The following is a 24,255-nucleotide window of genomic DNA, read 5'->3' on the forward strand; positions in this document are numbered from 1 at the left end:
CTGGTCGCCCCCGTGCAGCAGCTACCAACTAGAGCGCCGCCGCGTCGCGATGGAGCCGCAGCAGGCCGTCGATCGCCTCGGCCGGCTCACGGCCCATCCCGCACTCCGTGGCCACGCCGAAGTCGGTGACGTGCTTCGCGGCGATCGCGATCCGGCGCGCCGCGCCATCCATCCCGTCCTCCTTGTGGAGCAGGCCGAGGTAGAGCTGCGTCTGCGGCTTCAGCTTCAGCCCGGCGAGCGGCGCGAAGTACGCATCGTCGTCACGTTCGATCGGCACCGGCATGTGGACCCAGTCGAGGCGGCGCGTGGTCAGCGTGGCGATGTTGTTGGCGAAGTCGACCGGGACCGCGAGGTCGCGCGGCTCGATCATGTGCGTGCCTTCGGGGTCGCCGTAACAGAGGTGGACCCCGAGCAGAACGGCCTCGGGAATCGGACCGGAAACGCGCGCTATCGACGCCGTCGCCACCTCCAGCGACCAGTTCCTGGTGTCGCCCCACGGGACCGCGGAGTACCGAACCTGCTCCTCCATGATGATCTCGCCGGAGACGTCCCACTGCACCGCCAGGTCGTCAGCTGGGATCTCGGCGAGCAGCGCAGCGACCTCTGCGGCGAGGTCACGCTCGAACACCCCCAGCACCTCCGCTTGGTGCTCGGGGAAGACCATCGCGAACATCATCGGCGTCGGGATGGACACCTGAAAGCGGGTCTCGGGCGAGAATCTCCCGGCCGCGCGCAACTCCGTGAAGTGATCATAGGAAGCGACCGCCTCCCTCACGTAGTTGAAAGGGCCGAAAGTCACCTCTGCGAGGTCGACGCCCTCAGCCGGCACCAGGACCGGATTGCTGAACTCCCCGATGACCGGGCTGGTGAAGGTCACCTCATCGACAACGTTGACCTGCAGCAGCTTGCCGATCCGGTTCAGCTCCCACGAGACCCAGACGCCCCGGTCGCCCGTCTCACCGTCCGGCACCGAGCGCAGACCACCTGTCAGGTGCTCGGCGACCGCTTCGAAGACGTCGTCGCGAGTGGGCATGTTCACGCTCCCCACCAGCAGAACGGGGCGACCTTGTCCGGTCACGGTGCAGCTCCTCTTGTCACTCCGTCACCACGACTTCGCCGGACACGAATCTCGCCCCTCGACCGGGCCGGTCGGAGGCCCTCCCTGCGCGGCGGGACGAGGCGCGACAAGACCGACCGACCCATGGTCGTGCCGCCGGCTGATGCTGGTCCAATGCCGCTTCCGGGCGCTGGTATGCCCGTTCCGGAATGTCAGGTCGGGGCGCAGTCCCGATCGCCGAGAGAGCGAGGAATGTGCCGTCGTCGCGCGGCGCTGAGGCCGACGCACCGAAGCCATTGACGTAGACCTGCACGCGGGCGTCTGCACGTCGAGGAAGAACTCGCGAAGCCGCCCGAAAACGAAGACGGACGGCCCACCATGGCGATACCACCAACGATCCGCTCGGCGCACGGCCACACCGACATGCGCTCGACGAGCGCCGGGCGCAATGGCGGCACGTCGGCAACCATCTGGCCGCCGTGACCGGCGCGAGCACAGAAGAGCTGATGACGCGAACGGGCCACAGCAGTGTCACGGCGGCTGCGATGATCTACCAGCACGCGACGCGCGACCGTGACCGTGAGATCACGCGAACGATGCGCGTCGAGCAGGAAGCGGAGCCCGAACCAATCGCAGACGAGCACGATCGGCCCGCGCGGCCCGGACGGGCCTATCGCATGATCAAGTTTCGCCGCGCTGACCAGCGCATACGCCGCTGGTCAGTGTGGTGGAGACGAGGGGAATCGAACCCCTAACCCCCGCCTTGCAAAGGCGGTGCTCTGCCAATTGAGCTACGTCCCCGTGCTGAGCGAGGACGTTACCCGCTCGGGTGCGGGCGGGGGTACGCCACCCTCAGTTCTTGGTGGCGTCGTGCCAAAGGTCGTTCTCCGAACGCGAGGCACGGACCTTCGAGAACACAAGCGCGCCGGCCGCGATGGCAACGAGAGCTGCAATGATCTTCTTCATGGGTTCACGTCCTGCCTGTCCCAGAGGGGATGGGGAGTGGGCCCAGCTGGATTTGAACCAGCGACCTCGTCGTTATCAGCGACGCGCTCTAACCAACTGAGCTATGGGCCCCTGCGGCGCGAATGAGGTTACCTCAGCCCCTCCCGCGCCTTCCCACCGGCTCCCCCTATCGAGGGGGAGCCGGAAGGGTGGTCAGTCTCGCTCGGAGAGTGTGACTTCGATGCCGCCGACGAGGTCGGCCGAGACGTTGTAGACAAATGCCCCGATCGTGACGGCGACAGCGAACAGCAGGCTGTTGATCGCACCGATCACCGCGGCCAGACCGAAAACGCGCCCTGCGCTGATCAGCGGGCTGCCGGTGGGCGCCTCTCCCGAGACGAGGTCGGCGTAGGTGCCGTTGAGCCGGTCCCAGACCCCCATCCCGTCGAGGACGCCGTACAGGACCCCGACAGCGACCATCCAGATGAAGAACAGGACCACGGCCAGCACGAGGGCGAGCTTCAGCACCGACCACGGATCGAGCCGCTTCAGCTGCAGTGCTGCCTGACGCGGCGGGCGGCTGCGCCGTGGCCTGCCGGGTGACGCTCCCTCACCTTCGGCGCCGGACGTCTCGGTGTCCGACGAGCCGCCGGGCAGGGCCGGGGGCTCGAGGAAAGTGGTGGGCGCGTCCTCCAGCAGGCCGCCCGCCGGCCGGTCGTTGCCGGCGCGCTCGAACCGCTCAGGAGCGGCCTTGCCGGGAATCCGGTTCCACGGCGGAGGGCTGCCCGGTGCGGCCGGCGCTTGAGGCGGCGGTGCCTGGGTGGGAGGCACCCGAGTGGGCGCCGCCGGAGCCGCCGCAGGTCGTCGGTTGGGCGGACCAGGAGGTGGGGCGGCCGCCGCCTTGGGGGCAGGCGCGCCGTTCTCCACGGGACGCGCGGAATCCACCTTGTCGGGCTTGGTGGGGGCCGGACCGTCCCCCGGCGCACCCGGGGCCGGGCGCCCGGCCGATCCATTGGCCGACGTCGGCAGCCGGAGCTCCGTCGTGACGGCCTCCGGTCCTTCCGGATCGGGCCGAGCAAGAACGTCCGATTTATCGTCACTGGTCCGAGAAGCGGCCGTGCCGTCGTCCGCGGCCCCGGCGGACTCGGGAACCGACGAGCCCGCGGACGCGGCTACACCGTTCGTGACCTGTGGATCCGCGGGGGCGGCGCCACCCTTGGTCTCGGCGCCGCCCGCCGCAGCGGACTCTCCGGTGGCCACCCGGCTGCGGCCGTCGGGCTCGTTCGGTTTTCTCGTCTTGTCGTTCACGAGGTGAACGTCTCCTCGGGGCCAGGTGGGGTGGTGCCGGCTCGACGGATCGCCAGGTCAGCTGGTGGGGCCGTTCAGCTGCCCGTCCTCCGCGTCGTCCTCCGCGTTGCGCGCGACCGCCAGCAGGGTGGCGCTCTCGCCGAGATTCATCAGGCGCACCCCCTTCGTCTGGCGACCGGCCTTGCGAACCTCGCGGGCCGACGTGCGGATCACCCCTCCGGTCGAGGTGATCGCGTACAGCTCATCGTCGATGCCGACGATGAGCGCGCCAACCAGAGTGCCACGGCGGCGGTCGTACTGAAGCGTGAGAACACCCTTACCCCCGCGACCCTGAACGGGATAGTCCTCGATGGGCGTACGTTTCGCGTACCCGCCTGCCGTGGCCACGAGCACGAAGGTGTCCTGGCGGACGACGCCGAGCGAGAGCAGCCGGTCGCCGGAGTTGAAGCGCATCCCGAGCACGCCGGACGTGGCACGGCCCATCGGGCGCAGCACCTCGTCGCTCGCCGTGAACCGGATGGACTGGCCCTCGGCGGACACGAGGAGCAGGTCGTCCTCCGCGGAGCAGAGCACCGCGCCCACCAGCTCGTCCTCCTCGCGCAGGTTGATGCCGATCAGACCGCCCGACCGCGGCGAGTCGAAGTCGGTGAGCCGCGACTTCTTCACCAGCCCGGTGCGGGTGGCGAGCACCAGGTACGGCGCTGCCTGGTAGTCGCTGATCTGCATGACCTGGGCGATGTGCTCGTCGGGCTGGAACGCGAGCAGGTTGGCGACGTGCTGGCCCCGCGCGCTCCGATTGGCTTCGGGCAGCTCGTAGGCCTTGAGCCGGTAGACCCGTCCCTTGTTGGTGAAGAACAGCATCCAGTCGTGGGTGGAGCACACGAAGAAGTGGGCGACGATGTCGTCCTGCTTCAGCGCAGCGCCCTGCACGCCCTTGCCGCCACGCTTCTGAGCCCGGTACAGGTCGGTCTTGGTGCGCTTGGCGTAGCCGGTCTGGGTGATCGTGACGACGACGTCCTCGACGGCGATGAGGTCCTCGTTGGTGACGTCCCCGTCGTCGGCGACGATCCGGGTGCGCCGGTCGTCGCCGTGCTTCTCGACGATCTCGGTGAGCTCGTCGCGCACGATCTGCCGCTGCCGCTCGGGCCTGGCCAGGATGTCCTGCAGGTCGGCGATCTCCCGCTCGATCTCGGCGAGCTCGTCGATGATCTTCTGGCGCTCGAGGGCGGCGAGGCGCCGCAGCTGCATGTCGAGGATGGCCTGCGCCTGGATCTCGTCGACGTCCAGGAGCTGGATCAGGCCGTCACGGGCGACCTCGACGGTCTCCGACGCCCGGATCAGGGCGATGACCTCGTCGAGCGCATCGAGCGCCTTGACGTAACCACGCAGGATGTGGGCCCGCTCCTCCTTCTTGCGGAGGCGGTAGCGGGTGCGCCGGACGATGACCTCGATCTGGTGGCGGACGTAGTTGCGCACCACCTGGTCGAGCCGCAGGGTGCGCGGCACCCCGTCGACGATCGCCAGCATGTTGACGCCGAAGCCGTACTGCAGCTGGGTGTGCTTGTAGAGGTTGTTCAGCACGACCTTCGCGACGGCGTCGCGCTTGAGCGTGATGACGATCCGCATGCCCACGCGGTCGGAGGACTCGTCGTTGATCTCGGCGATCCCGGCGAGCTTCCCGTCGCGGTGCTGCGCGGCGATCGACTCGATGAGGTTGTCGGGATTCACCTGGTAGGGCAGCTCGGTGACGACGAGGATGGCGCGCCCCTTGGCGTCCTCCTCCACCTCCACCACGGCGCGCATCCGCACCGAACCGCGGCCGGTGCGGTAGGCCTGCTCGATGCCGTCGCGCCCGACGATCAGGCCGGAGGTGGGGAAGTCCGGGCCCTTGATGCGCTCCATGAGGGCCGCGAGCAGCTCCTCGTCGGTGGCCTCCCAGTTGTCCAGCGCCCACACGACCCCCGCGCCGACCTCGCGCAGGTTGTGCGGGGGGACGTTGGTGGCCATGCCGACCGCGATGCCGGCACTGCCGTTGATCAGCAGGTTGGGCACTCGCGACGGCAGGACGAGGGGCTCCTGCGTCTTGCCGTCGTAGTTGTCGGCGAAGTCGACGGTCTCCTCGTCGATGTCCTGCAGCATCGCCATGGCGAGTGGCGACAGGCGGCATTCCGTGTACCGCATCGCCGCGGCCGGGTCGTTGCCGCGCGAGCCGAAGTTGCCCTGGCCGTCGATCAGCGGGTAGCGCATCGCCCAGGGCTGGGCGAGCCGCACGAGCGCGTCGTAGATCGACGTGTCGCCGTGCGGGTGGTAGTTCCCCATCACCTCGCCGACCACGCGGGCGCACTTGACATAGCTGCGGTCGGGGCGGAAACCGTTCTCGCCCATCGAGTACAGAACACGCCGGTGCACCGGCTTGAGCCCGTCCTCGACCAGCGGCAGCGCGCGGCCGACGATCACGCTCATCGCGTAGTCGATGTAGGAGCGCTGCATCTCCTGCTGGATGTCGACCGGCTCGGTGCGGTCGCCACCGCCGGGCGGCGGGGGCAGCGTGGGGTCGAGGGTGTCTGTCACGTGGTCCTTCTCGTGATCACAGTGCGGTTTGGGTCAGACGTCCGGACTGTCAGACGTCCAGGAAGCGCACGTCCTTGGCGTTGCGCGTGATGAACGAGCGGCGCGACTCGACGTCCTCGCCCATGAGGATCGAGAACAGCTCGTCGGCGGTAGCGGCGTCGTCGAGCGTGACCTGCGACAACAGCCGGTTGGTCGGGTCCATCGTGGTCTCCCACAGCTCCTTGGCGTTCATCTCGCCGAGTCCCTTGTAGCGCTGGATGCCCTCGTCCTTCGGCACCTTCTTGCCCGCCGCCCGGCCCGCCTCGAGGAGGCCTTGGAGCTCGCGGTCCGTGTAGGCGAACTCGGGCTCCGCCCCCCGGCCGCCCCACTTGATCTTGTACAGCGGGGGGTTTGCCAGGTACACGTGGCCGGCTTCGACGAGCGGTCGCATGAAACGGAACAGCAGGGTGAGCAGCAGCGTGCGGATGTGCTGGCCGTCGACGTCGGCGTCGGCCATCAGTACGACCTTGTGGTAGCGCAACTTGGCCAGGTCGAACTCGTCGTGGATACCGGTGCCCAGCGCCGTGATGATGGCCTGGACCTCGGTGTTCTTGAGAACGCGGTCGATGCGCGCCTTCTCGACGTTGATGATCTTGCCGCGGATGGGCAGGATCGCCTGGAACATCGAGTCGCGGCCCGACTTCGCCGAGCCTCCCGCGGAGTCGCCCTCCACGATGTAGACCTCGGACTTCGACGGGTCTGTGGACCGGCAGTCGGCCAGCTTGCCCGGCAGGCCGCCGATGTCGCCGGCGCTCTTGCGTCGCACCAGCTCCCTGGCCTTGCGCGCCGCAGCCCGCGCCTGCGCCGACTGAACCGCCTTGTTGACGATCAACTTGGCCTCGGTGGGGTTGCGCTCGAACCAGTCGGCCAGCCACTCGTTGCTGACCCGCTGCACGAACGACTTGACCTCGGTGTTGCCCAGCTTCGTCTTGGTCTGCCCCTCGAACTGGGGCTCCTTGACCTTCACCGACACGATCGCCGCGAGACCCTCACGGATGTCGTCGCCGGACAGGGCCGCGTCCTTCTCCTTGAGCAGCTTCTTGTCGCGCGCGTACCGGTTGACCGTGGTGGTGAGCGCCGAGCGGAAGCCCTCCTCGTGGGTGCCGCCCTCGTGGGTGTTGATCGTGTTAGCGAATGTGTAGACCGACTCCGTGTAGCCGGAGTTCCACTGCATCGCCACCTCGACGGCGTGGCCCTCACCCTCGGCGGTGTAGGCCACGAGCCTCTTGTGGATCGGGTCCTTCGACTTGTTCAGGTGGGCGACGAAGTCCTCGAGCCCGTTCGGGTAGCAGAAGGTGTACTCCTTGACCTTCGCCACGTAGCCCTCGGCGTCGGGCTCCTCCGCCTCGCCGTTGTCGCCGTTGCGCTCGTCCCGCAGGACGATCGTGAGGCCCTTGTTGAGGAAGGCCATCTCCTGCAGGCGGCGGCGGATCGTCTCGATGTTGAACGTGAGCGTCTCGAAGATGTCGCCGTCCGGCCAGAACGTGACCGAGCTACCGGTGCGTTTCGTGGGCTCGCCCTTGCGCAGCGGGCCGGGCACCGAACGCGCGTAGTGCTGGCGCCACACGAACCCGTCGGTGTGGATCTCGACGTCCAGCGCCACGGACAGCGCGTTGACCACGGAGACACCGACGCCGTGCAGACCGCCCGACACGGCGTAGGACTCGCCGTCGAACTTGCCGCCGGCGTGCAGCATCGTGAGGACCATCTCGACGGCGGGCCGCTTCTCCACCGGGTGGATGCCGACCGGGATGCCACGCCCGTCGTCGACGACGCGCACGCCGCCGTCATCCTGCAGCGTGACCTCGACGCGCGTGGCGTAGCCGGCCATCGCCTCGTCGACGGCGTTGTCCACAACCTCCCAGATCAGGTGGTGCAGACCGCGTTCGCCCGTGGACCCGATGTACATGCCGGGGCGCTTGCGAACCGCCTCCAGCCCCTCGAGCACAGTGATGGATGACGCGCTGTAGGCGTTGTTCTTCTTCTCCGGCACGGGCTGCCTGTCTCCTCGCCACGAGGGCCCGTCCACCGAGAACGCGCGGGGAAGCGCCGTCCGGCGTCGGGGCCTTTCGACCGGGCGATCGGGGAGCGCCCGGAACACGTCTCCCATCATACCGGTGCGCCACTACAGAAACGCGCCTAGGAGACCCCTCAAATCGTCTCAGACAGCCGATCGTGGACTTCGACGGGTCAAGAGCGCGGCCCGGGGGTTACGAACGGGCTCCGGCGCAGTCACGTGGCGCTGAGCGGCCGCCTGCCGCTCGGGCGCCTCCGATGCGCCTCGCGCCCTGGTCAGCCGTAGGTGTCGCGCGGTCCGCGTCCGCGCACGTGCCGGGGACCGTGTCGCCAGCTCGGCCCCGACGGCGCCACGACGCGGATCCGGCGGACGACGTCCTTGCCCACCGCGCCCGCGAGACGGACCAGGAGCTGGCGTTGCAACGTGCGCAGCTGAGTGGCCCACGCCGTTGACTCCGCCTGGAGCACCAACTCACCGTCGCGCAGCGACAACGGCGTGCAGTGGTCGGCTATCTCCGCGCCCACGAGGTGCGGCCAGCGACCGAGGACGGTGGCATCCGTGAGCCGGGGCGACCACCCACGGTCCAGCGCCACCCGGGACACCAGCCGGCCGAACGGCTGCGGGTCGCGGTCGTCGGGGCCGGGGCCCGACCAGCGCCTGCGCCTGCCCCGGGACGCGACCGGTTTGCGCCCCTGCCGCTCCGTCGCGCGCTGCGCCGCCCGTTCCGCCGACGCTGCACGCGCGGCACGGAGGGCCTCGCGGGCGATGTCGGCACCATGCCCCGCCTCTCCCGAGCGCCCAACGGTTCCCCCCGATTCATCCCCAAGGCTGGGGACAACTGACCTCGAAGGGGGTGCGACGGGCGGTTCCTGATGCACGCCGGGCGGTCGTTTCCGCTCGTCATCACCAGTGAGGGCAGAGTTATCCACAGTATCCACAACCTTGTTCACAGGTGTTGGAGATCACACGGACGGCGCTGACGTGGCCTCTTGCGGAAGGCGATCGACAGTACCGCCGCCCACCGCAAAGCGAACGCCCGACAGACCGGCAGGAACGTCTTCCGGAACGGCCGCCGTGATGAGCACCTGCTCGGCCCGGAGCGCCACATCGGCGAGCGCGGTGCGGCGGCGCGAGTCCAGCTCGGCGAACACGTCGTCGAGCACGAGGACCGGCTCGACGTCGTCGTCGCGGAGCAGCCGGTAGGAGGCGAGCCGCAGGGCGAGCGCGATCGCCCACGACTCCCCGTGGCTGGCGTACCCCTTCGCAGGCCCGTCGCCCAGGCGTAACTCCAGGTCGTCGCGATGGGGACCGACCAGGCAGACGCCGCGCTCCACCTCCTGACGGCGCACCGCGGCCAGCGCGTCGAGGAGCCGGACCTCGAGCTCGGCGGCCGAGCCTGGCAGGTCCCCGTCGAGGCTGGAGCGGTACACCAGGTCGATCGGATCCGATGTCGGGGCGACGTCGGCGAACGCCTCGACGGCGAGGGGAGCGATCGCGGCCACCAGTTCCAGCCGGCCGGCCAGCAACACCGACCCGTTCCGGGCGAGGTGTCCGTCCCACACGTCGAGCGTGCTGAGGTCGGCCCGCCCGTTGCGCGCGGTCTTGAGCAGCGCCGACCGTTGGCGCAGCACCCGGTCGTAGTCGCCACGCACGGCGGCGTACCTCGGATACCGCGACACGAGTAGGTCGTCGAGGAAACGCCTGCGCTCCCCGGGATCGCCGCGCACCAGTGCAAGGTCCTCCGGTGCGAACAGCACGGTGCGCAGGATCCCCAGCACGTCACGCGGCCGGGGCACCGGCGCCCGGTTCACCCGCGCGCGGTTGGCCTTACCTGCCGTGATCTCCAGCTCGACGCTCAGCTCGCGGCCGTGGTGCACCACCAACCCACGCACCACGGCACGGTCCGCGCCGCGGCGGATCAACGGCGCATCGGTGGCGACACGGTGCGAACCGAGGGTGGCCAGATACCCGGCGGCCTCGACGAGGTTCGTCTTGCCCACCCCGTTGGGGCCGACGAGCACCGTGACGCCGGGCTCCAGCTCGAGCTCGGCCGTCTCCCACGACCGGAAGTCGGCGACGGCAAGTCGCCGCAGGTGCATCAGCTCTGGGTCGAGCCCGGGCCCGAGCTCGGACCCGCGTGCTCGCCGGGTGTGCCGGACGGCCCGGCGGCCGACTTCACCGCGTGCCCACCGAACTGATGGCGCAGCGCGGCGACGGCCTTGAGGGCGGGAGAGACCTCCTGGCGTGAGGCGAACCGGGCGAACAGCGCCGCGGAGATGACGGGAAGCGGTACCGCGTGCCGGATCGCCTCCTCGATCGTCCAGCGACCTTCACCCGAGTCCTCGACGTAGTCGTCGAGCTCAGCGAGGGTGGGATCGTCCTTGAGCGCGTTGACCAGCAGGTCGAGCAGCCACGAGCGCACGACCGTGCCGCGCGACCACGCCTGCAACACTCCCGGCACGTTCGTGACCAGCTCGGCGGCCGACAGCAGTTCGAAACCCTCGGCGTAGGCCTGCATCAGGCCGTACTCGATGCCGTTGTGCACCATCTTCGAGAAGTGCCCGGCCCCGACGGGACCGGCATGCACGAAGCCCTCCTCGCGTGGCCCCTCCGGCCGCAGCGCGTCGAAGATCGGCATCGCACGCTCGACGTCCTCCGCCGATCCACCTGCCATCAGCCCGTAGCCGTTGGCCTTGCCCCAGATGCCGCCGGACACCCCGACGTCGAGGTAGCCGATCTGCTCGGCGCCGAGCAGATCGGCGTTCGGCCCGTCGTCGGTGTAGCGGGAGTTGCCGCCGTCGATCACCAGGTCGCCTGGTTCGAGAACCTCGGCGAGTGCGCGCACCGTGCTCCGCGTCGGTTCGCCGGAGGGGACCATCACCCACACCACGCGGGGGGCTTGCAGCGTCTTGACCAGCGCGGCGAGCGATTCGACGTCGCTGACGTCCGGCCGGGGGTCGTACCCGACGACCTCGTGGCCGGAGGCCCGAAGCCGGTCGCGCATGTTGCCACCCATCCGGCCCAGACCGATCAATCCGAGTTGCACGGTTCCACTCCTGGTGTCGGTGTCGGGGAGCTCGCCCGCGCTCGGACCGGTCAGCCGGGGAGGCGGACGGGCATCAGGAGGTGCAGGTAGCCGGGCAGGGGCTCTGCAGTCTCCTGCCCCGCATTGTCCTCCGCAGGCGGGGCAGGGACAGGGCGGACCAGCGCGGGTCGGTTCGGAGTGGTGAACGTCAACTGGGCGCGGGGCGTGTGCAGGGCGCCGAGCGAGTCGAGCAGATAGCCGGGGTTGAACGCGATCGTGAGCGGAGCCCCGTCGAGCTCGCAGGGCAGCTCTTCCTCGGCGCTCCCCACGTCGTCGCCGCCTGCGGCGAGACGCAGTCCGTCCTCACCGAACTCCATCCGGACCTGGGCCACGCGGTCGGTGACGAGTGCCACGCGCTTGATCGCCTCGACCAGGGACGCCACCTCGATGACGGCGGCGCTCGTGTGCTCGGCCGGGATCAGCTGGCGGAACCGCGGGAACTCCGCGTCGAGCAACCGGGTGGTGGCGCGCCGGCCGGCACCGGTGATGCCGAGCATCCCGTCACCCGCCGACAGCGCCAGCTCGACCGTGCCCGCGCCGGCGAGCGTCTTGGCGACCTCCGCGAGCGTGCGTGCCGGGATCAGCACGGCGCTGGACTGCGCGTCATCCTCCGGTGTCCAGTCCAGCTCGCGGACGGCGAGCCGGAACCGGTCGGTGGCGGCGAGCGTGAGCCGGGAACCCTCGATCTCCAGCCGGATGCCGGTGAGCATCGGGAGCGTGTCGTCGCGGCCGGCCGCGACCGCGACCTGAGCGACGGCCTCGGCGAGCTCGCCCGCCGCCACGCTCCCCGCGAGCTGCGGCATGGCCGGCAGCTGCGGATAGTCCTCGACCGGCATCGTCGGCAGGCTGAACCTGCTGTTTCCGCACGTGATCGTGGCGCGCGCCCCGTCGACCACCAGATCGACCGGCTTGGACGGCAGCGCACGCGTGATGTCGGCCAGGAGCCGCCCGGAAACGAGCAGTCGGCCGGGATCACCGATCGTCGCGTCCAGCTCGACGCGAGCCGACGTCTCGTAGTCGAACCCGGAGACAGTCAGCCGCTCACCGTCGGCGCCACCGGACGCCTCGACCAGGACACCACCCAGCACCGGGACCGGTGGCCGCGCCGGAAGGCTGCGAGCCACCCAGGCGGCAGCATCGGCCAGGACGTCGCGTTCGACCCGGAACTTCATGAGGGGACCTCTCGCACTGGCGGTGTGGGGACGAGCTCACGTGGACCCGACGGCTGGGGAGCCGAGGGGGTCATGCCGGGTCGGACGCCGGGCACCGATCTGGTTCAGCCCGGAACGGTCTGAGCCGGAAGACAACCGTAGAGCCTCCGGACGGCGGGTGTCATCCCGGCCAGGCGGCACCCGATCCGGGCCGGGCTCGGCTCCATCCACGCCGTTGTTCTTTTTGAAGTTCTTCATGGAGAGATGCACAGCAGTAGTACTAGGGCCTGTGCATAGTGTGGATGGACGCTGTTATCGCAGGTCAGACGGTGTGGCGGGATGTGGATCAACCTGAGGGGCCAGCGGTGGACGCTGTGACTGTCCGGTGGATGGCGGTTGACGAACCCCAGCTGTCCCCGAGATGAACACCGGTTGTCCACCGTTGCGGGTCGATCCGTCCACGGCCGCTGAACTGACCATCCACAGAGTTATCCCCAGATGTGGGTGAAGAGTGGTCGGGTGGGGACGCAGTGCGACCGCTTTTCCTGCGAGAACACGGCTCGCGTGGGTGGCCGGAACTCACAGAGTTCCCTCACGACACAAGACTGAGAACTCTCTGTCACGGTTTTGGCCAGTTTGAACACGGCGCGTCATCAGGCCGAACGCTGACCGACCGCCGTCGCGCGCCGAACGGCTGTGGATGAGCGGACGACGGTCGCGCCGCGAGGCCCGAATCCCGGCGCGCATCCACAGCCACTACGACTCTCCGCACCCGCCGGCGCCCTGCAGCGTGCACCTTCATCACCTGCCGAGGGGCCGCTGGGCACGACCAGTGGCGGGAAAGAACGCGGCCGCACCGCCGGGAGTGCACCCCCGAGACGGCCGACGAAGTCGACGGAGAGGCATCCATCGTCGGCAGGCGGCACCTCATGACGATGAATCGCGCCGGGCCCTCGGTTCGTTTCGAGCCTGCGGTCGTGGTCGCGGTCGGTCACAGCGGCGACGCCGGCAGCAGTTCTCTCTCGGCGTCCTGTGCCGGCGGCAGCGCTTGCGATCGCGGTACGTACTTCTCTGCCGCGGGCCGGCGCCGTCGCGGCCTCAGCCGCTCACTCGCCCCCACGGAGCCGTCACCCCTGATGTATGCCCATGGGCCGCCGGCGCTGGACGCAACGACCCTGGGCGAACCGGCGCCATCCCCCTGGCAGGGAGCGGCCCGCAGCGCGAATCGTCCCTTGTCCGGTGTGGGAGCGAAGTCCTACCGCTTCGCACGCCGCCCGCGGGTGCAGGCAGCGCTCACTGCCGGGCGCGCTGCTTGATCCGCGCCGTCAGCTCCTGAACCTGTTCGAAGGTCTTGCGCCGCTGCGCGATCTCGTTGCGGATCTTCTTGTCCGCGTGCATGACAGTGGTGTGGTCGCGGCCGCCGAACGTCTGGCCGATGCGCGGCAGCGAGAGGTCGGTCAGCTCACGACACAGATACATGGCGATCTGACGGGACTGGGCGAGCGCCTTCGTCTTCCCCGGCCCGCACAGCTCGTCCATGGAGACACCGAAGAACTCGGCGGTGACCGCCATGATCGTCGGCGCCGTGATCTCGGACGCGGCCGAGTCGGGGATCAGGTCGCGCAGCACGATCTCGGCCAGCTGCGTGTCGACCGGTTGCCGGTTGAGCGACGCGAACGCCGTGACCCGGATGAGCGCGCCCTCGAGCTCGCGGATGTTGCGCTCGATGCGCTCGGCGATGAACTCCAGGACGTCCCCGGGTACCGCGAGCCGGTCCTGCGCGGCCTTCTTCCTGAGGATGGCGATGCGCGTCTCGAGCTCGGGCGGCTGGATGTCGGTGATCAGTCCCCACTCGAACCGCGTGCGCATCCGGTCCTCGAGCGTCTCCAGCCGCTTGGGCGGCCGGTCCGAGGACACGACGATCTGCTTGTTCGCGTTGTGCAACGTATTGAAGGTGTGGAAGAACTCCTCCTGGGTGCCTTCCTTGCCCTCCAGGAACTGGATGTCGTCCACCAGCAGCACGTCGACGTCGCGGTAGCGGCGCTGGAAGGCCACCTTGCGGTCGTCGCGCAGGGAGTTGATGAAGTCGTTCGTGAACTCCTCGGTGGACACGTACCGCACGCGCATGCCGGGGAACAGCCGCTGGGCGTAGTGCCCGACGGCATGCAGCAGGTGGGTCTTGCCCAGTCCGGAGTCGCCCCAGATGAACAGGGGGTTGTACGCACGAGCCGGCGCCTCGGCCACAGCGACCGCGGCGGCGTGGCTGAACCGGTTGGACGCACCGATGACAAAGGTGTCGAAGGTGTACTTCTCGTTCAGCCGTGTCTGCGACCGCGGAGTGACCTGCTCGCCCGCGGGGGGCCCCGAATAGGTCGGCCACACCTCGGGCGCACGGCCGTCGATGCCGGAGCTGCCGTTCGGCATCGCGATGTGTGTGGTGCTCGGGTCGCGAAGCGCGAGCGGTCCGGTGATCGGCAGCGCCGACCCGTCCGATCCGTTGACCTCGTCACGAGGCTGCTCGTTGATCCGCGGATCCGTCGGCGGCCCGTCGATGGAGGCAGGGCTGCGCACCATCGCTCCCGGAGGATCCGGCACCTCCGTGCCGCCGGACGCCGCCGAGGCGTCGACGACGACCGCGAGGTTCACCGCGACCCCGAGGTGCCGGCCGAGCGCGTCGCTGATGGGACGGCGCAGTATCCGCTCGATCGCGTCCTTTGCGAATTCGCTCGGCGCGGCGAGGAGCGCGGTGCCGTCGATCAGACCCAATGGCCGGGTGAGTCGCAAGAACGCCCGCTGCTGCGGGGACAGCGTGTGGATGCCGGAGCCGGACGAGGCTCCCGAGAGGTCGGCGATCACACGGTTCCAGACCTGACCGAGGTCTCCTGGCTGGTCGGGCACCGGTCCGGGCTCCCCTCCGGTCGTCGCTCCGGACGTGCTCGCGCCCGATCGATCGATCATCCCCAGGCTTGTCCACACCTGTGAGCAAGACGCTACGCGGACACGCAGCGACGAATGCGCGCGGGCCCGCGAAGGTGGTGGTGGCCGTGTTTCGGCGATCCCCCCGGATCGAACTGTGAAGGGCGCACGCTAACAATCAGAGCGACTTGCCACAAGCCGCCTGATCGCGCAAGGCTGCATCGGGATGACGAGGCGTGACCTGGTTTGACCCTCTGTGCGGCGGCTGCGTACCCTGGAATCAACCGCGCCCGCGCAGGTGAGCCGCGTGCTGTCCTAGGACCGCCGTCGGTTCGTGCGGGTGTCGCAGCACCACCGCACCACCAGTCCGAACCCGATGCACGATGATCACCGACGGTCGGCTTTGCCGCGCCGTCGACCAGGAGAGCCGACCGTGAGCAAGGGCAAGCGCACCTTCCAGCCGAACAACCGCCGCCGGGCCCGTACCCACGGCTTCCGGTTGCGCATGCGTACCCGCGCCGGCCGAGCCATCATCGCGGCCCGCCGCGGCAAGGGCCGCGAGCGGCTCTCGGCCTGATTCGGCCGTCCCGGTGTTGCCGGCCGGATCCCGGCTAACTCGCCGGGACGAGTTCGCTTCCGTCGTTCGGCGGGGCCGGCGCAGCGGACGGTCACGGCTTGTCGTCCACATCTGTGGCGGGGCCGGAGACGGTGGGCCGCGGGCGGGGTTCGTCGTGAGCAGAGCAGTCGGAAACGCTGTCGTCCGGCACCGGGTGACGCGCAGGCTCCGTCACCTCGTCGCGCCCCGGCTCCAGCAGCTCCCGTCGGATGCCCTCCTCGTCGTCAGGGCGCTGCCGCCGGCTGCTGACGCCTCGTCGGCCGAGCTCGCCGAGGACCTCGACGCCGGCCTGCGGAGTGCAATGCGAAAGCTTTCCGGGAGCCCACGATGACTGACGGCGCGCGCCGCTCCGTCGTGACGCGGGCGCTCATCGGCCTGTTGCACTTCTACCAGCACTGGATCTCTCCGGCGCTGCCCCCGACGTGCCGCTTCTACCCCTCCTGCAGTGCCTATGCGATCGAGGCGCTGCAGGTGCACGGCGTGCTACGCGGATCGTGGCTCACGCTTCGTCGGTTGCTGCGGTGTGCGCCGTGGCACCCTGGCGGTATCGACCCGGTGCCACCGCGCCGTTCCCGCTCGGCCCGGAACCACCTCGAGGAGCAAGCGCCGTGCTGAACTTCATCTACTACCCGGTCTCTTTCATCCTCTGGGTGTGGCATCAGGCGTTCGGCAGCATCTTCGGTGACTCCAGCGGCATCGCGTGGGCCCTCGCGGTGGTGTTCCTCGTCTTCACCCTGCGCGCGATCCTGTACAAGCCGTTCGTCGGCCAGGTGCGCTCGATGCGCAAGATGCAGGAGTTCCAGCCGGAGATCGCGAAGCTCCGCAAGAAATATGCGAACGACCGGCAGAAGCAGGCCGAGGAGATGCAGAAGCTCCAGAAGGAGCACGGCGTCAACCCCGTGGCCGGCTGCCTCCCCGTGCTCGTGCAGGTGCCGGTCTTCATCGGCCTGTTCCACGTGCTGCGCGAGTTCGGTCCGGTCCTGCCCAACGGCGCTCCGCGTACCGAGAACTACTTCTTCGACGCCCAGGGCGTGCAGTCGTTCAACGACGCGAGCTTCTTCGGCGCCAAGCTGGGCGCCTGGATCGTCAACCCGAAGCCACCGCTCGAGGTCCTCGGCACCACGGTGGCGCATCAGCTGTACGTGATGATCCCGCTGATGATCATGGCGGGCATCTTCACCCACATCACGGCACGGCACTCGGTGGCCCGCCAGACCGCGGCGCAGGGTGAGAACCCGCAGACCGCGATCATGAACAAGCTGATGCTGTACGTCTTCCCGATCGGCGTCGTGGTCGGTGCGCCGTTCCTGCCGCTCGCGGTGCTCCTCTACTGGGTATCCAACAACCTGTGGACGCTCGGCCAGCAGTACGTGGTGTACCGGCGCATCGACGCCGAGGAGAGCACGAAGCGCGAGCAGGCGGTCGCCAACCGCCAGTCGCTGGCACCGCGCCCCGGCCAGAAGCCGGTGCGGCCCGAGACTCAGTCCGAGGATCAGCCGTCGAAGCGGCCCGGTGCGAAGCCGGTTGCTCGCAAGCCGGGTACGTCCTCCACGAACGGCGCTGCGAACGGCACCGCGAATGGCACGGCCAACGGTTCCGCCACGCCGGCTGCCGCCGGGGAGTCCTCCGCCAACGGCGCCACCAAGAGCACGAACAGCACAGCAGGCGACTCCGCGAGAAGCGCGCGCAGCGGTGGTGGCTCTCGGCCGCCCGCGCGGCGCCCGCGTAAGCGCCGCTGACGACGAGCCATCCGCGGTCGCCCTCGCCGGCGACCGCAGCGGTGTGCCGGGGTGCCCCGGTGTCATCGCAACCGTTTGGGAGAGGAGACGCATCGTGCCGAAGACTGCGCAGGACGGGGCCACCGAGAGCGTCGCTGCGAGCAGCGCCGAGGACCAGCTGGTACGCGAGGGCGATATCGCTGGTGACTACCTCGAGCGGTTGCTCGACGTGCTGGACTACGACGGGGACATCGACCTCGACGTCGAGGCCGGCCGGGCGATCGTGAGCATCGACGGTGGCGACGACCTGGACAAGCTGGTGGGCGAGCGTGGCGCGGTGCTCGAGGCACTGCAGGAACTCACCCGGCTCGCTGTACAGCAGACGTCCGGAAACCGCAGCCGGTTGATGCTCGACATCGCCGGCTGGCGAGAGGCGCGGCGCGAGGAGCTCACCAAGCTCGGCACCCGCACAGCGAAGGACGTTCTTGCGTCCGGGGAGTCCGTACGGCTGCGCCCGATGACCCCCTTCGAGCGCAAGGTCGTTCACGACGCCGTCGCTCGCGTCAAGGGCGTGTCCAGCGAGAGCGAGGGCGAGGAGCCGCGGCGGCAGGTCGTCGTCTTCCGCGGTGCCTGACGTTCCGGCCACCCCCGTCTCGAGCGAGGGGGTGGCCGGTTCTGTTTTCGGCGATCGCTTGCCCCTCGCTCAGCGGTTCGCCGAGCACCTCGTCACGTCCGGTGTGGAGCGTGGTCTGATCGGGCCGAGGGAGGCTCCGCGCGTCTGGGATCGGCACGTCCTGAACTGCGCCCTCGTCGCGGAACTTGTGCCGAATGGCGCGCGTCTTGTGGATGTGGGTTCGGGAGCGGGGCTTCCCGGGATACCGTTGGCGCTGGCCCGGCCGGATCTCCGCATCGTCCTCATTGAACCCCTCGCGCGTCGTGTCGAGTGGCTCCACGAGGTCATCGCGGATCTCGGCCTGTCGATAGCGGTTGAACGCGGTCGGGCCGAGGAGACTGTGGTCCGGCGGCGATGGGAGGGAGCCGACGTGGTGACCGCTCGCGCCGTTGCGCCCCTGGCACGGCTCGCTGGTTGGAGTCTCCCCTTGCTGCGGCCGGGCGGGTTGATGCTCGCCATGAAGGGCGATAGCGCCCCGGCCGAGGTCGAGCGGGATGCGGCGGCAGTCCGCAAGCTCGGCGGCGGGATCCCACGAATCGAGCGGGCCGGGGTCGGAGTCATCGATCCCCCGAGCACGGTGGTCGTCGTGGAGCGGGTACGGGGAGCCGGCAGCCCCGAGCGCTCGCGGCGTAGGAGAGGGCAGGCGTGACGTTCAAGGTGTCCCAGCACGAGATGTCCCAGCGCGAGATGCTCCACAACGTTTCACGTGAAACACCGGGATGGACTCCCATCGCGGAGGAGGCGGAGCGAGCGGCTCGGGTACTCCATCCCGACCGACACCGCATGCCGCGGCCGACGCACCGGCGCGTCCTGACCGTGGCCAACCAGAAGGGTGGGGTCGGCAAGACCACGAGCACGGTCAACATTGCGGCGGCACTTGCGATGCATGGTGTTCGCGCGATGGTGATCGACCTCGACCCACAGGGCAATGCCAGCACGGCCCTCGGCGTCGAGCATCGGCTGGGCACGCCGTCGGTGTACGAGGCACTGCTCGGCGAGATCCGTCTCGCCGATGCGGCGGTGCGGAGCACTGCCTCGCCCGACCTCCTGTGTGTTCCGGCCACCATCGACCTTGCCGGTGCCGAGATCGAGCTCGTCAGCATGGTGGCGAGGGAGAACCGGCTGAAGCAGGCGCTGTACGACGGATCGCTCGCCGAGCTCGGGGTGGACTACGTCTTCGTCGACTGTCCGCCCTCGCTCGGGCTCCTCACCGTCAACGCGCTGGTGGCCGCCAGCGAAGTGCTGATCCCCATCCAGTGCGAGTACTACGCGCTCGAGGGTCTCGGCCAGCTGCTGAGCAACATCGACCTCGTCCGGTCGCACCTCAACACGGCACTGCACGTTTCGACGATTCTGCTGACGATGTACGACGGGCGCACTAAGCTGGCCGACCAGGTCACCAACGAGGTGCGCGGCCACTTCGGCCCCACCGTGCTGCGTACAGTTATTCCCCGCAGTGTCAAGGTCTCCGAGGCACCCGGGTACAGCCAGACCGTGCTCGCCTACGACCCAGGCTCGCGTGGAGCGATGAGCTACGTCGACGCGGCCCGTGAGATTGCCGAGCGCGGAGCGCGCATGGACGTACCCATCGACCAAGACGGGCGGTAAAGGATGAGCGAGCGGGCAGGTCCAGCGGAGCGGGTGGCAACCCAGCGCAAGGGCGGGCTGGGGCGTGGCCTGGCGGCTCTCATTCCCACCGCACCGCCTGGTGGCGCCCCGGTGGCGTCGGCACCCACGGCAGTCCTCACCGCCGCACCCGCCCCCTCGGCAGGCTCGTCATCCACGCCGCGTCCGACCCACTCGGTCGAGCTTTCATCCGTACCGGCGCCCACCGCCGTCGCCGGGGCCGTTTATCGCGAGATCGACCTGGCGGCTATTCGGCCCAACCCGCAGCAGCCGCGCACCCAGTTCGACGACGAGAGTCTTGCCGAGCTGGAGCACTCGATCCGTGAGTTCGGGCTCCTGCAGCCGATCGTGGTTCGCGAAGCGTCGCCCGGTTCGTACGAGCTCGTCATGGGCGAGCGCCGGTGGCGCGCCGCGCAGCGAGCCGGTCTCGTTCGCCTGCCGGCGATCGTCCGGCGTACGAGCGACGACGCGATGCTGCGCGACGCGCTGCTCGAGAACATCCACCGGGTGCAGCTCAACCCGCTCGACGAGGCGGCTGCCTACGAGCAGCTGCTCGCGGAGTTCGGCGTCACGCACACCGAGCTCGCCGACCGGTTGGGTCGTAGCCGTCCGGTCGTCACCAACACGATCCGACTCCTGAAGCTGCCGGTGTCGGTGCAGCGCCGCGTCGCGGCAGGAGTTCTCTCCGCCGGCCACGCTCGCGCGCTGCTCGGGCTGGACGAAGTGGAGCGGCAGGAGGAGCTCGCAGCGCGGATCGTGGCCGAGGGCATGTCCGTCCGCGCCACGGAGGAAGCCGTCGTGCTCCTGCGGCGGGAGGCTCCCGCGTCCGCCAAGTCGGTGCGCCGCAAGACGATGCAGGCGCCTGGAATCCAGGACCTCGCGGATCGTCTGTCCGACACGTTCGACACCCGCGTGAAGGTCGAGCTGGGTCAGCGCAAGGGGCGGATCGTCGTGGAGTTCGGGTCCGTGGAGGACCTGGAGCGCATCGCCAAGCTCATGGACCGCCCCACCGAGGAGTGAGCCTGCCGTCGTGTTTCACGTGAAACACGACGGCTGCGCTTCATGTGAACGCCTCAGCGTCGCGCCACCGCCCGCTCGATCAGAGCGGAGTAGAGGTCGCCGAGCTTCATCCCCGCCGCCCGTACCGCGGTAGGCAGCAGCGAGGTCTCGGTCAAGCCGGGCGACACGTTCACCTCGAGGATCTGCACCCGCCCGTCGCCGTCGACCACGGCATCCATCCGGGAGACGTCCCGCAGCCCCAGGAGTTGGTGCGCGGCAAGGGCGGTCTCCGCCAGGGCCGCGAGCGTCATGTCATCGAGCCGTGCCGGGCAATGGAACGTCGCGGCACCCGGCGTGTACCGCGCCGTGTAGTCGTAGACGCCGCCCGCATCGACCTCGACCGGCGGCAGGGCGCGCGGCTCCTTGCCGTCGTGAACGACGGTCACGGCCACCTCGGTGCCGGCGACGAAGTGCTCGGCCAGCACGGTGTCGGCGTACGCGAGGCAGCTGACCATCGCGGCGGGAAGCTCCGCCCGCTCCTTCACCACCTGCGAGCCGAGCGCGGAGCCCCCCTGGTCCGGCTTGAGCATCAGCGGGAGACCCAGGCGATCGACCATCGCATCGAGCACCGCCTGCGCGCCGAGCGCTCGGAACGTTGTGTGCGGGAGCGCCACCCAGTCCGGGGTATCGAGCCCGGCGCGAGCGAGCTCCGCCTTTGCGGTCGGCTTGTCCCAGGCACGTCGGCACGCCTGCGCCGGTGTGCCGACGAACGGAACCCCCAGAAGCTCGAGCACGGCCTGGACCGAACCGTTCTCCCCCTCGCCGCCGTGCAACGCGATCGCGACGGCGTCCGGCGGGTCGGAGCGGAGTCGCTCGACGAGCGCCGCGTCGACGTCCCACTCCCGCACCGAGGCGCCCGCCTCCGAGAGAGCGGTGGCGAGCCGCCGCCCGGAACGCAGAGACACCTCGCGCTCGTGGGAGAGGCCTCCGGCCAACACAGCCACAGTTCGTTCGGTCACGGCCGCATTCTGCGGCACGACGATCGCAAGCGCCGTCCCGGCTCAACTCCCCTCGCCTGCGTGGCCGGCGGCGCGGCTCAACAAGCGATCGCACCCGCTGCCGTCGGGACGCCACCACGCGCGGCGGCGGCCGTGGGACCGCGCTCCGGCTCCGGGCCTCCGATCGCCCGCTCCCGTCCACCCGATTCCGCCCCCGAACACACGATCCGCACCGGCGTTCGGTGCGTGCGTGTTTGCCCGCAGTGCGAGCGGGCTGGTCGGTGGTGCGCGAGCGCACGCGACCCGCGCAGGCGGTGCACAAAGCGGAGAGGCCGATACGAACCCCCGGCGGGAAATGGCAGCCGCGCGCTTCCCTTGCCTCGCGACGGTGGCGCGTGCCCCGGCCGCCTGGAATCACCCCCCGCGCGGAAGGCCCTACCCCGACCGGCGCTTTGTCGGCATGGCGGCGGGAGCTAGCGGCTCCGGTCTCGGGCCGTCGATTCACGCGCCCGGACAGCGGGGGGCGTGACGGCGCTGGCGCAGCTGCCGCGCACTCCGGCGCACTCGGTCGAGCCGCGTGCCGGGCAGAGGCGGTGCGCTCTCGACGGGGCACGCTGCTCTGGCGAATACCGCCGCGGCGCCTGCCGGACCGAGCGGAGCTGATCAGCCACTGGCATGCGCCCGGCCACCCCCAGAGCTGGCGGCTGACCGGGGATCGTGTTTCACGTGAAACGGCGTGGCTCCAGTGCGAGGACGGCTGGCGCACAGACGACCACCTATTCCTAGCGCTCCGCCGTACGCGTGGCGTGGGCGGCTGAGTCTGCGCACCGGGCCGCCAGAATCTGGGAGAACCATGGGAAGCGCCTGAAGTGAATCAGCCACACTCCCGCCGATGACAGGAGCACGCGGCTCGCCCGGCACGGCGTCTTGCCGAACATGGGGGCGGGCATCCGGGCCGCGCGCCGGCCCTGTTCCGCGCCGGTGTCCCCAAGGCGGCGGTGCCAGAACACCGCGGGTGGCGCCGAGGCCGCTGACTGGGTGCGCCACCCTCCGGCGTCGGTTCGACACGCGAGCGTGGAGCACCACGAGACAGTCACCCGCTCCAGACACGCCATCCTCGCGGCCGCACGATGCACCGACTCCGGCCGGCTGCTGATCGCACCGCCGTCCGTTCCGGGACGGGCGAACCGCCGCAGTGGAGCCGCCACGTGCTCCCGGGTGATCGGCGTCGCGGCCGACAGCAGGATGAGCCGCTTGCCCGCCCCACGTTGTCCAGTCCTAACCCGGGGGGTTGCGGCGCGGTGTTCACGTGAAACGTCGATCCTGCGCCCGACACGACCGTCCGGATGTCGGTGCGGATCCACGCGCAGGCACCCGACCAGCAGCACGGCCGGCTTCGGCGAGGACCACAACAAACGCACGAAGCGGCAGCCGGCCACGTCCGGCATTTTGCTGACAAGGGCGGCTCGCCGACTTGCCGAAGGGGAAGGTGATCTCGGTCCGGACGGGAAGATGATGAGACCAGCCGACCTGCGTGACCGACTGTTGGTGGCACGAGCCGGCACGGAGAGCGCTGTGCGTGCGAGCGGACGCAGACGATGCTGCTCGACGCGCCTGGAGCCGCAGAAGCTCCCCGGCCACGCCCACCGGCCAGGTGGAGCTCGCGCCCGCCCCTCTCGGCCCGCCCGCCTCGGCCCGCCCGCCGGAGCAGGTCGTGGAGCGACGTCCATCGCGACCGTGGCGGATCCGCTTCTGCGCCCGGGTCGTTTCGACCGTCAGATCCCGGTGGGCACCCCGACCTCGCGGGCCGGCGCGCGATCCTGGCAGTGCACTCCAAGGGCAAGCCGTCCGCCAACGACGTCAACTTCGCGGGCCGATGGCGATGTCAGGGAGCCGTGGATCGCCCGCCAGGGCGAACCCCATCGACGGACGGCACCGTCCAATCCGTCTGCCGCCAGCGCAGGGAGCCGCCGAGCTGACCGCTTCCGGGACCGGCCGTGCTGGGACCTCGCGCGCCGGCGCCGGGTTGAGCGGGCATGGGGTTGCCGACTGGTGGCATGCTCGGCGCTGTGTGTGGCGGTGCAGCCCGGCGAGCCACCGCGCGGCGGAATCGTCGTCGGCGCTCCGAGTGAGCGACCGTCCGACGGAACGGAGCGGTGACGAGTTGCCCAGCGGGCGGCCAAACGGTCGAGCCGTTGCGGTGCGCCGATTGAGCGAGCGGGCAACCGACGTGCCCGACGGACCGCCGCGTCGGCGAACCGCCATAGGGGGCGCACGCACCCCGCAGCTTTGAGGGCCGGATCGCGCGCGAACGGTGACCGCATCACCGCTGTCGACTGGGTCGCCCCGGCCCGTCCGGGCAGCGGTTGCGTCAGGTGGCGAACCGTGGCTGGGAGAGGCGTTCAACGCGGGCGCCCGATCTCGCGGGCTCGCAGGTCCGCTCAACCGGTCCGGCCGCCGGGTTGCGTCCGCGGACGTGGTGTACGGCTCAGCCGCTGATCAGCGGCGTGGTGTCGGGGTGTGGGACGGCCACCGC

The 24,255-nt window shown here is 69.8% G+C and carries 19 protein-coding genes and 2 tRNA genes; 8 read left to right on the forward strand and 13 right to left on the reverse strand.

Annotated elements, in window-relative coordinates:
* Nucleotides 1–28 precede the first annotated feature (28 nt).
* The 12 genes from MMF94_RS34300 to dnaA form a co-directional block, all read right to left on the reverse strand.
* The gene (locus MMF94_RS34300) at nt 29–1,078 is read right to left on the reverse strand and encodes a hypothetical protein (RefSeq protein ID WP_241041610.1); all 1,050 of its coding nucleotides are present in this window, start codon (nt 1,076–1,078) and stop codon (nt 29–31) included.
* Nucleotides 1,079–1,782: 704 nt separating this feature from the next.
* Nucleotides 1,783–1,858: transfer RNA gene (locus MMF94_RS34305), tRNA-Ala, on the reverse strand.
* A gap of 51 nt (nt 1,859–1,909) precedes the next feature.
* A complete protein-coding gene (locus MMF94_RS34310) occupies nt 1,910–2,023 on the reverse strand; it encodes a DLW-39 family protein (protein WP_241041611.1) in 114 nt (37 codons plus the stop codon).
* A 37-nt stretch (nt 2,024–2,060) separates the two neighbouring features.
* Nucleotides 2,061–2,134: transfer RNA gene (locus MMF94_RS34315), tRNA-Ile, on the reverse strand.
* A gap of 81 nt (nt 2,135–2,215) precedes the next feature.
* Complete coding sequence (locus tag MMF94_RS43860; RefSeq protein ID WP_379660338.1) at nt 2,216–3,310, reverse strand: DUF3566 domain-containing protein; 1,095 nt, start codon at nt 3,308–3,310, stop codon at nt 2,216–2,218.
* Between the two features lie 57 nt (nt 3,311–3,367).
* Nucleotides 3,368–5,881 (reverse strand): DNA gyrase subunit A, encoded by a 2,514-nt coding sequence (gene gyrA, locus MMF94_RS34325; RefSeq protein WP_277398879.1) that lies wholly within the window; start codon nt 5,879–5,881, stop codon nt 3,368–3,370.
* Nucleotides 5,882–5,930: 49 nt separating this feature from the next.
* The gene (gene gyrB / locus MMF94_RS34330) at nt 5,931–7,913 is read right to left on the reverse strand and encodes a DNA topoisomerase (ATP-hydrolyzing) subunit B (protein WP_241041612.1); all 1,983 of its coding nucleotides are present in this window, start codon (nt 7,911–7,913) and stop codon (nt 5,931–5,933) included.
* Nucleotides 7,914–8,212: 299 nt separating this feature from the next.
* Nucleotides 8,213–8,887 carry a DciA family protein gene (locus MMF94_RS34335; RefSeq protein ID WP_338104391.1) on the reverse strand — a complete coding sequence of 225 codons (675 nt, stop codon included), beginning with the start codon at nt 8,885–8,887 and terminating at the stop codon, nt 8,213–8,215.
* Between the two features lie 12 nt (nt 8,888–8,899).
* On the reverse strand, nt 8,900–10,036 hold the full coding sequence (gene recF, locus MMF94_RS34340) for a DNA replication/repair protein RecF (RefSeq protein WP_241041613.1): 1,137 nt from the start codon (nt 10,034–10,036) through the stop codon (nt 8,900–8,902).
* A complete protein-coding gene (gene gnd / locus MMF94_RS34345; RefSeq protein ID WP_277398880.1) occupies nt 10,036–10,983 on the reverse strand; it encodes a phosphogluconate dehydrogenase (NAD(+)-dependent, decarboxylating) in 948 nt (315 codons plus the stop codon). Before gnd ends, recF begins: the two co-directional genes overlap by 1 nt.
* A gap of 50 nt (nt 10,984–11,033) precedes the next feature.
* Nucleotides 11,034–12,194: a DNA polymerase III subunit beta gene (gene dnaN / locus MMF94_RS34350; protein WP_241041614.1), complete on the reverse strand. Its 1,161-nt coding sequence runs from the start codon at nt 12,192–12,194 to the stop codon at nt 11,034–11,036.
* A 1,272-nt stretch (nt 12,195–13,466) separates the two neighbouring features.
* Complete coding sequence (dnaA, locus tag MMF94_RS34355; RefSeq protein WP_241041615.1) at nt 13,467–15,071, reverse strand: chromosomal replication initiator protein DnaA; 1,605 nt, start codon at nt 15,069–15,071, stop codon at nt 13,467–13,469.
* Between the two features lie 451 nt (nt 15,072–15,522).
* Here dnaA and rpmH point away from each other — a divergent pair, with 451 nt between their 5' ends.
* From rpmH to MMF94_RS34395, 8 genes are all read left to right on the forward strand, one after another.
* On the forward strand, nt 15,523–15,666 hold the full coding sequence (gene rpmH, locus MMF94_RS34360; RefSeq protein WP_241041616.1) for a 50S ribosomal protein L34: 144 nt from the start codon (nt 15,523–15,525) through the stop codon (nt 15,664–15,666).
* A 13-nt stretch (nt 15,667–15,679) separates the two neighbouring features.
* Nucleotides 15,680–16,036, forward strand: a complete 357-nt coding sequence (gene rnpA, locus MMF94_RS34365; protein ID WP_241041617.1) for a ribonuclease P protein component — start codon at nt 15,680–15,682, stop codon at nt 16,034–16,036.
* Nucleotides 16,033–16,320 carry a membrane protein insertion efficiency factor YidD gene (yidD, locus tag MMF94_RS34370; RefSeq protein WP_241041618.1) on the forward strand — a complete coding sequence of 96 codons (288 nt, stop codon included), beginning with the start codon at nt 16,033–16,035 and terminating at the stop codon, nt 16,318–16,320. The genes rnpA and yidD overlap by 4 nt, the downstream gene beginning before the upstream one ends.
* Nucleotides 16,314–17,444 carry a membrane protein insertase YidC gene (gene yidC / locus MMF94_RS34375; RefSeq protein ID WP_241041619.1) on the forward strand — a complete coding sequence of 377 codons (1,131 nt, stop codon included), beginning with the start codon at nt 16,314–16,316 and terminating at the stop codon, nt 17,442–17,444. Before yidD ends, yidC begins: the two co-directional genes overlap by 7 nt.
* Nucleotides 17,445–17,538: 94 nt before the next feature.
* On the forward strand, nt 17,539–18,057 hold the full coding sequence (locus MMF94_RS34380; RefSeq protein ID WP_241041620.1) for a Jag family protein: 519 nt from the start codon (nt 17,539–17,541) through the stop codon (nt 18,055–18,057).
* Between the two features lie 31 nt (nt 18,058–18,088).
* Nucleotides 18,089–18,745 (forward strand): 16S rRNA (guanine(527)-N(7))-methyltransferase RsmG, encoded by a 657-nt coding sequence (gene rsmG, locus MMF94_RS34385; protein ID WP_241041631.1) that lies wholly within the window; start codon nt 18,089–18,091, stop codon nt 18,743–18,745.
* A gap of 23 nt (nt 18,746–18,768) precedes the next feature.
* The gene (locus MMF94_RS34390; protein WP_241041632.1) at nt 18,769–19,704 is read left to right on the forward strand and encodes a ParA family protein; all 936 of its coding nucleotides are present in this window, start codon (nt 18,769–18,771) and stop codon (nt 19,702–19,704) included.
* Nucleotides 19,705–19,707: 3 nt separating this feature from the next.
* Complete coding sequence (locus MMF94_RS34395; RefSeq protein ID WP_241041621.1) at nt 19,708–20,742, forward strand: ParB/RepB/Spo0J family partition protein; 1,035 nt, start codon at nt 19,708–19,710, stop codon at nt 20,740–20,742.
* Nucleotides 20,743–20,795: 53 nt separating this feature from the next.
* Here MMF94_RS34395 and MMF94_RS34400 read toward each other — a convergent pair whose 3' ends face one another.
* On the reverse strand, nt 20,796–21,740 hold the full coding sequence (locus MMF94_RS34400; RefSeq protein WP_241041622.1) for a D-alanine--D-alanine ligase family protein: 945 nt from the start codon (nt 21,738–21,740) through the stop codon (nt 20,796–20,798).
* Between the last annotated feature and the right edge of the window lie 2,515 nt (nt 21,741–24,255).

Source organism: Pseudonocardia alaniniphila (assembly GCF_022524485.1).
Taxonomy (GTDB): domain Bacteria; phylum Actinomycetota; class Actinomycetes; order Mycobacteriales; family Pseudonocardiaceae; genus Pseudonocardia; species Pseudonocardia alaniniphila.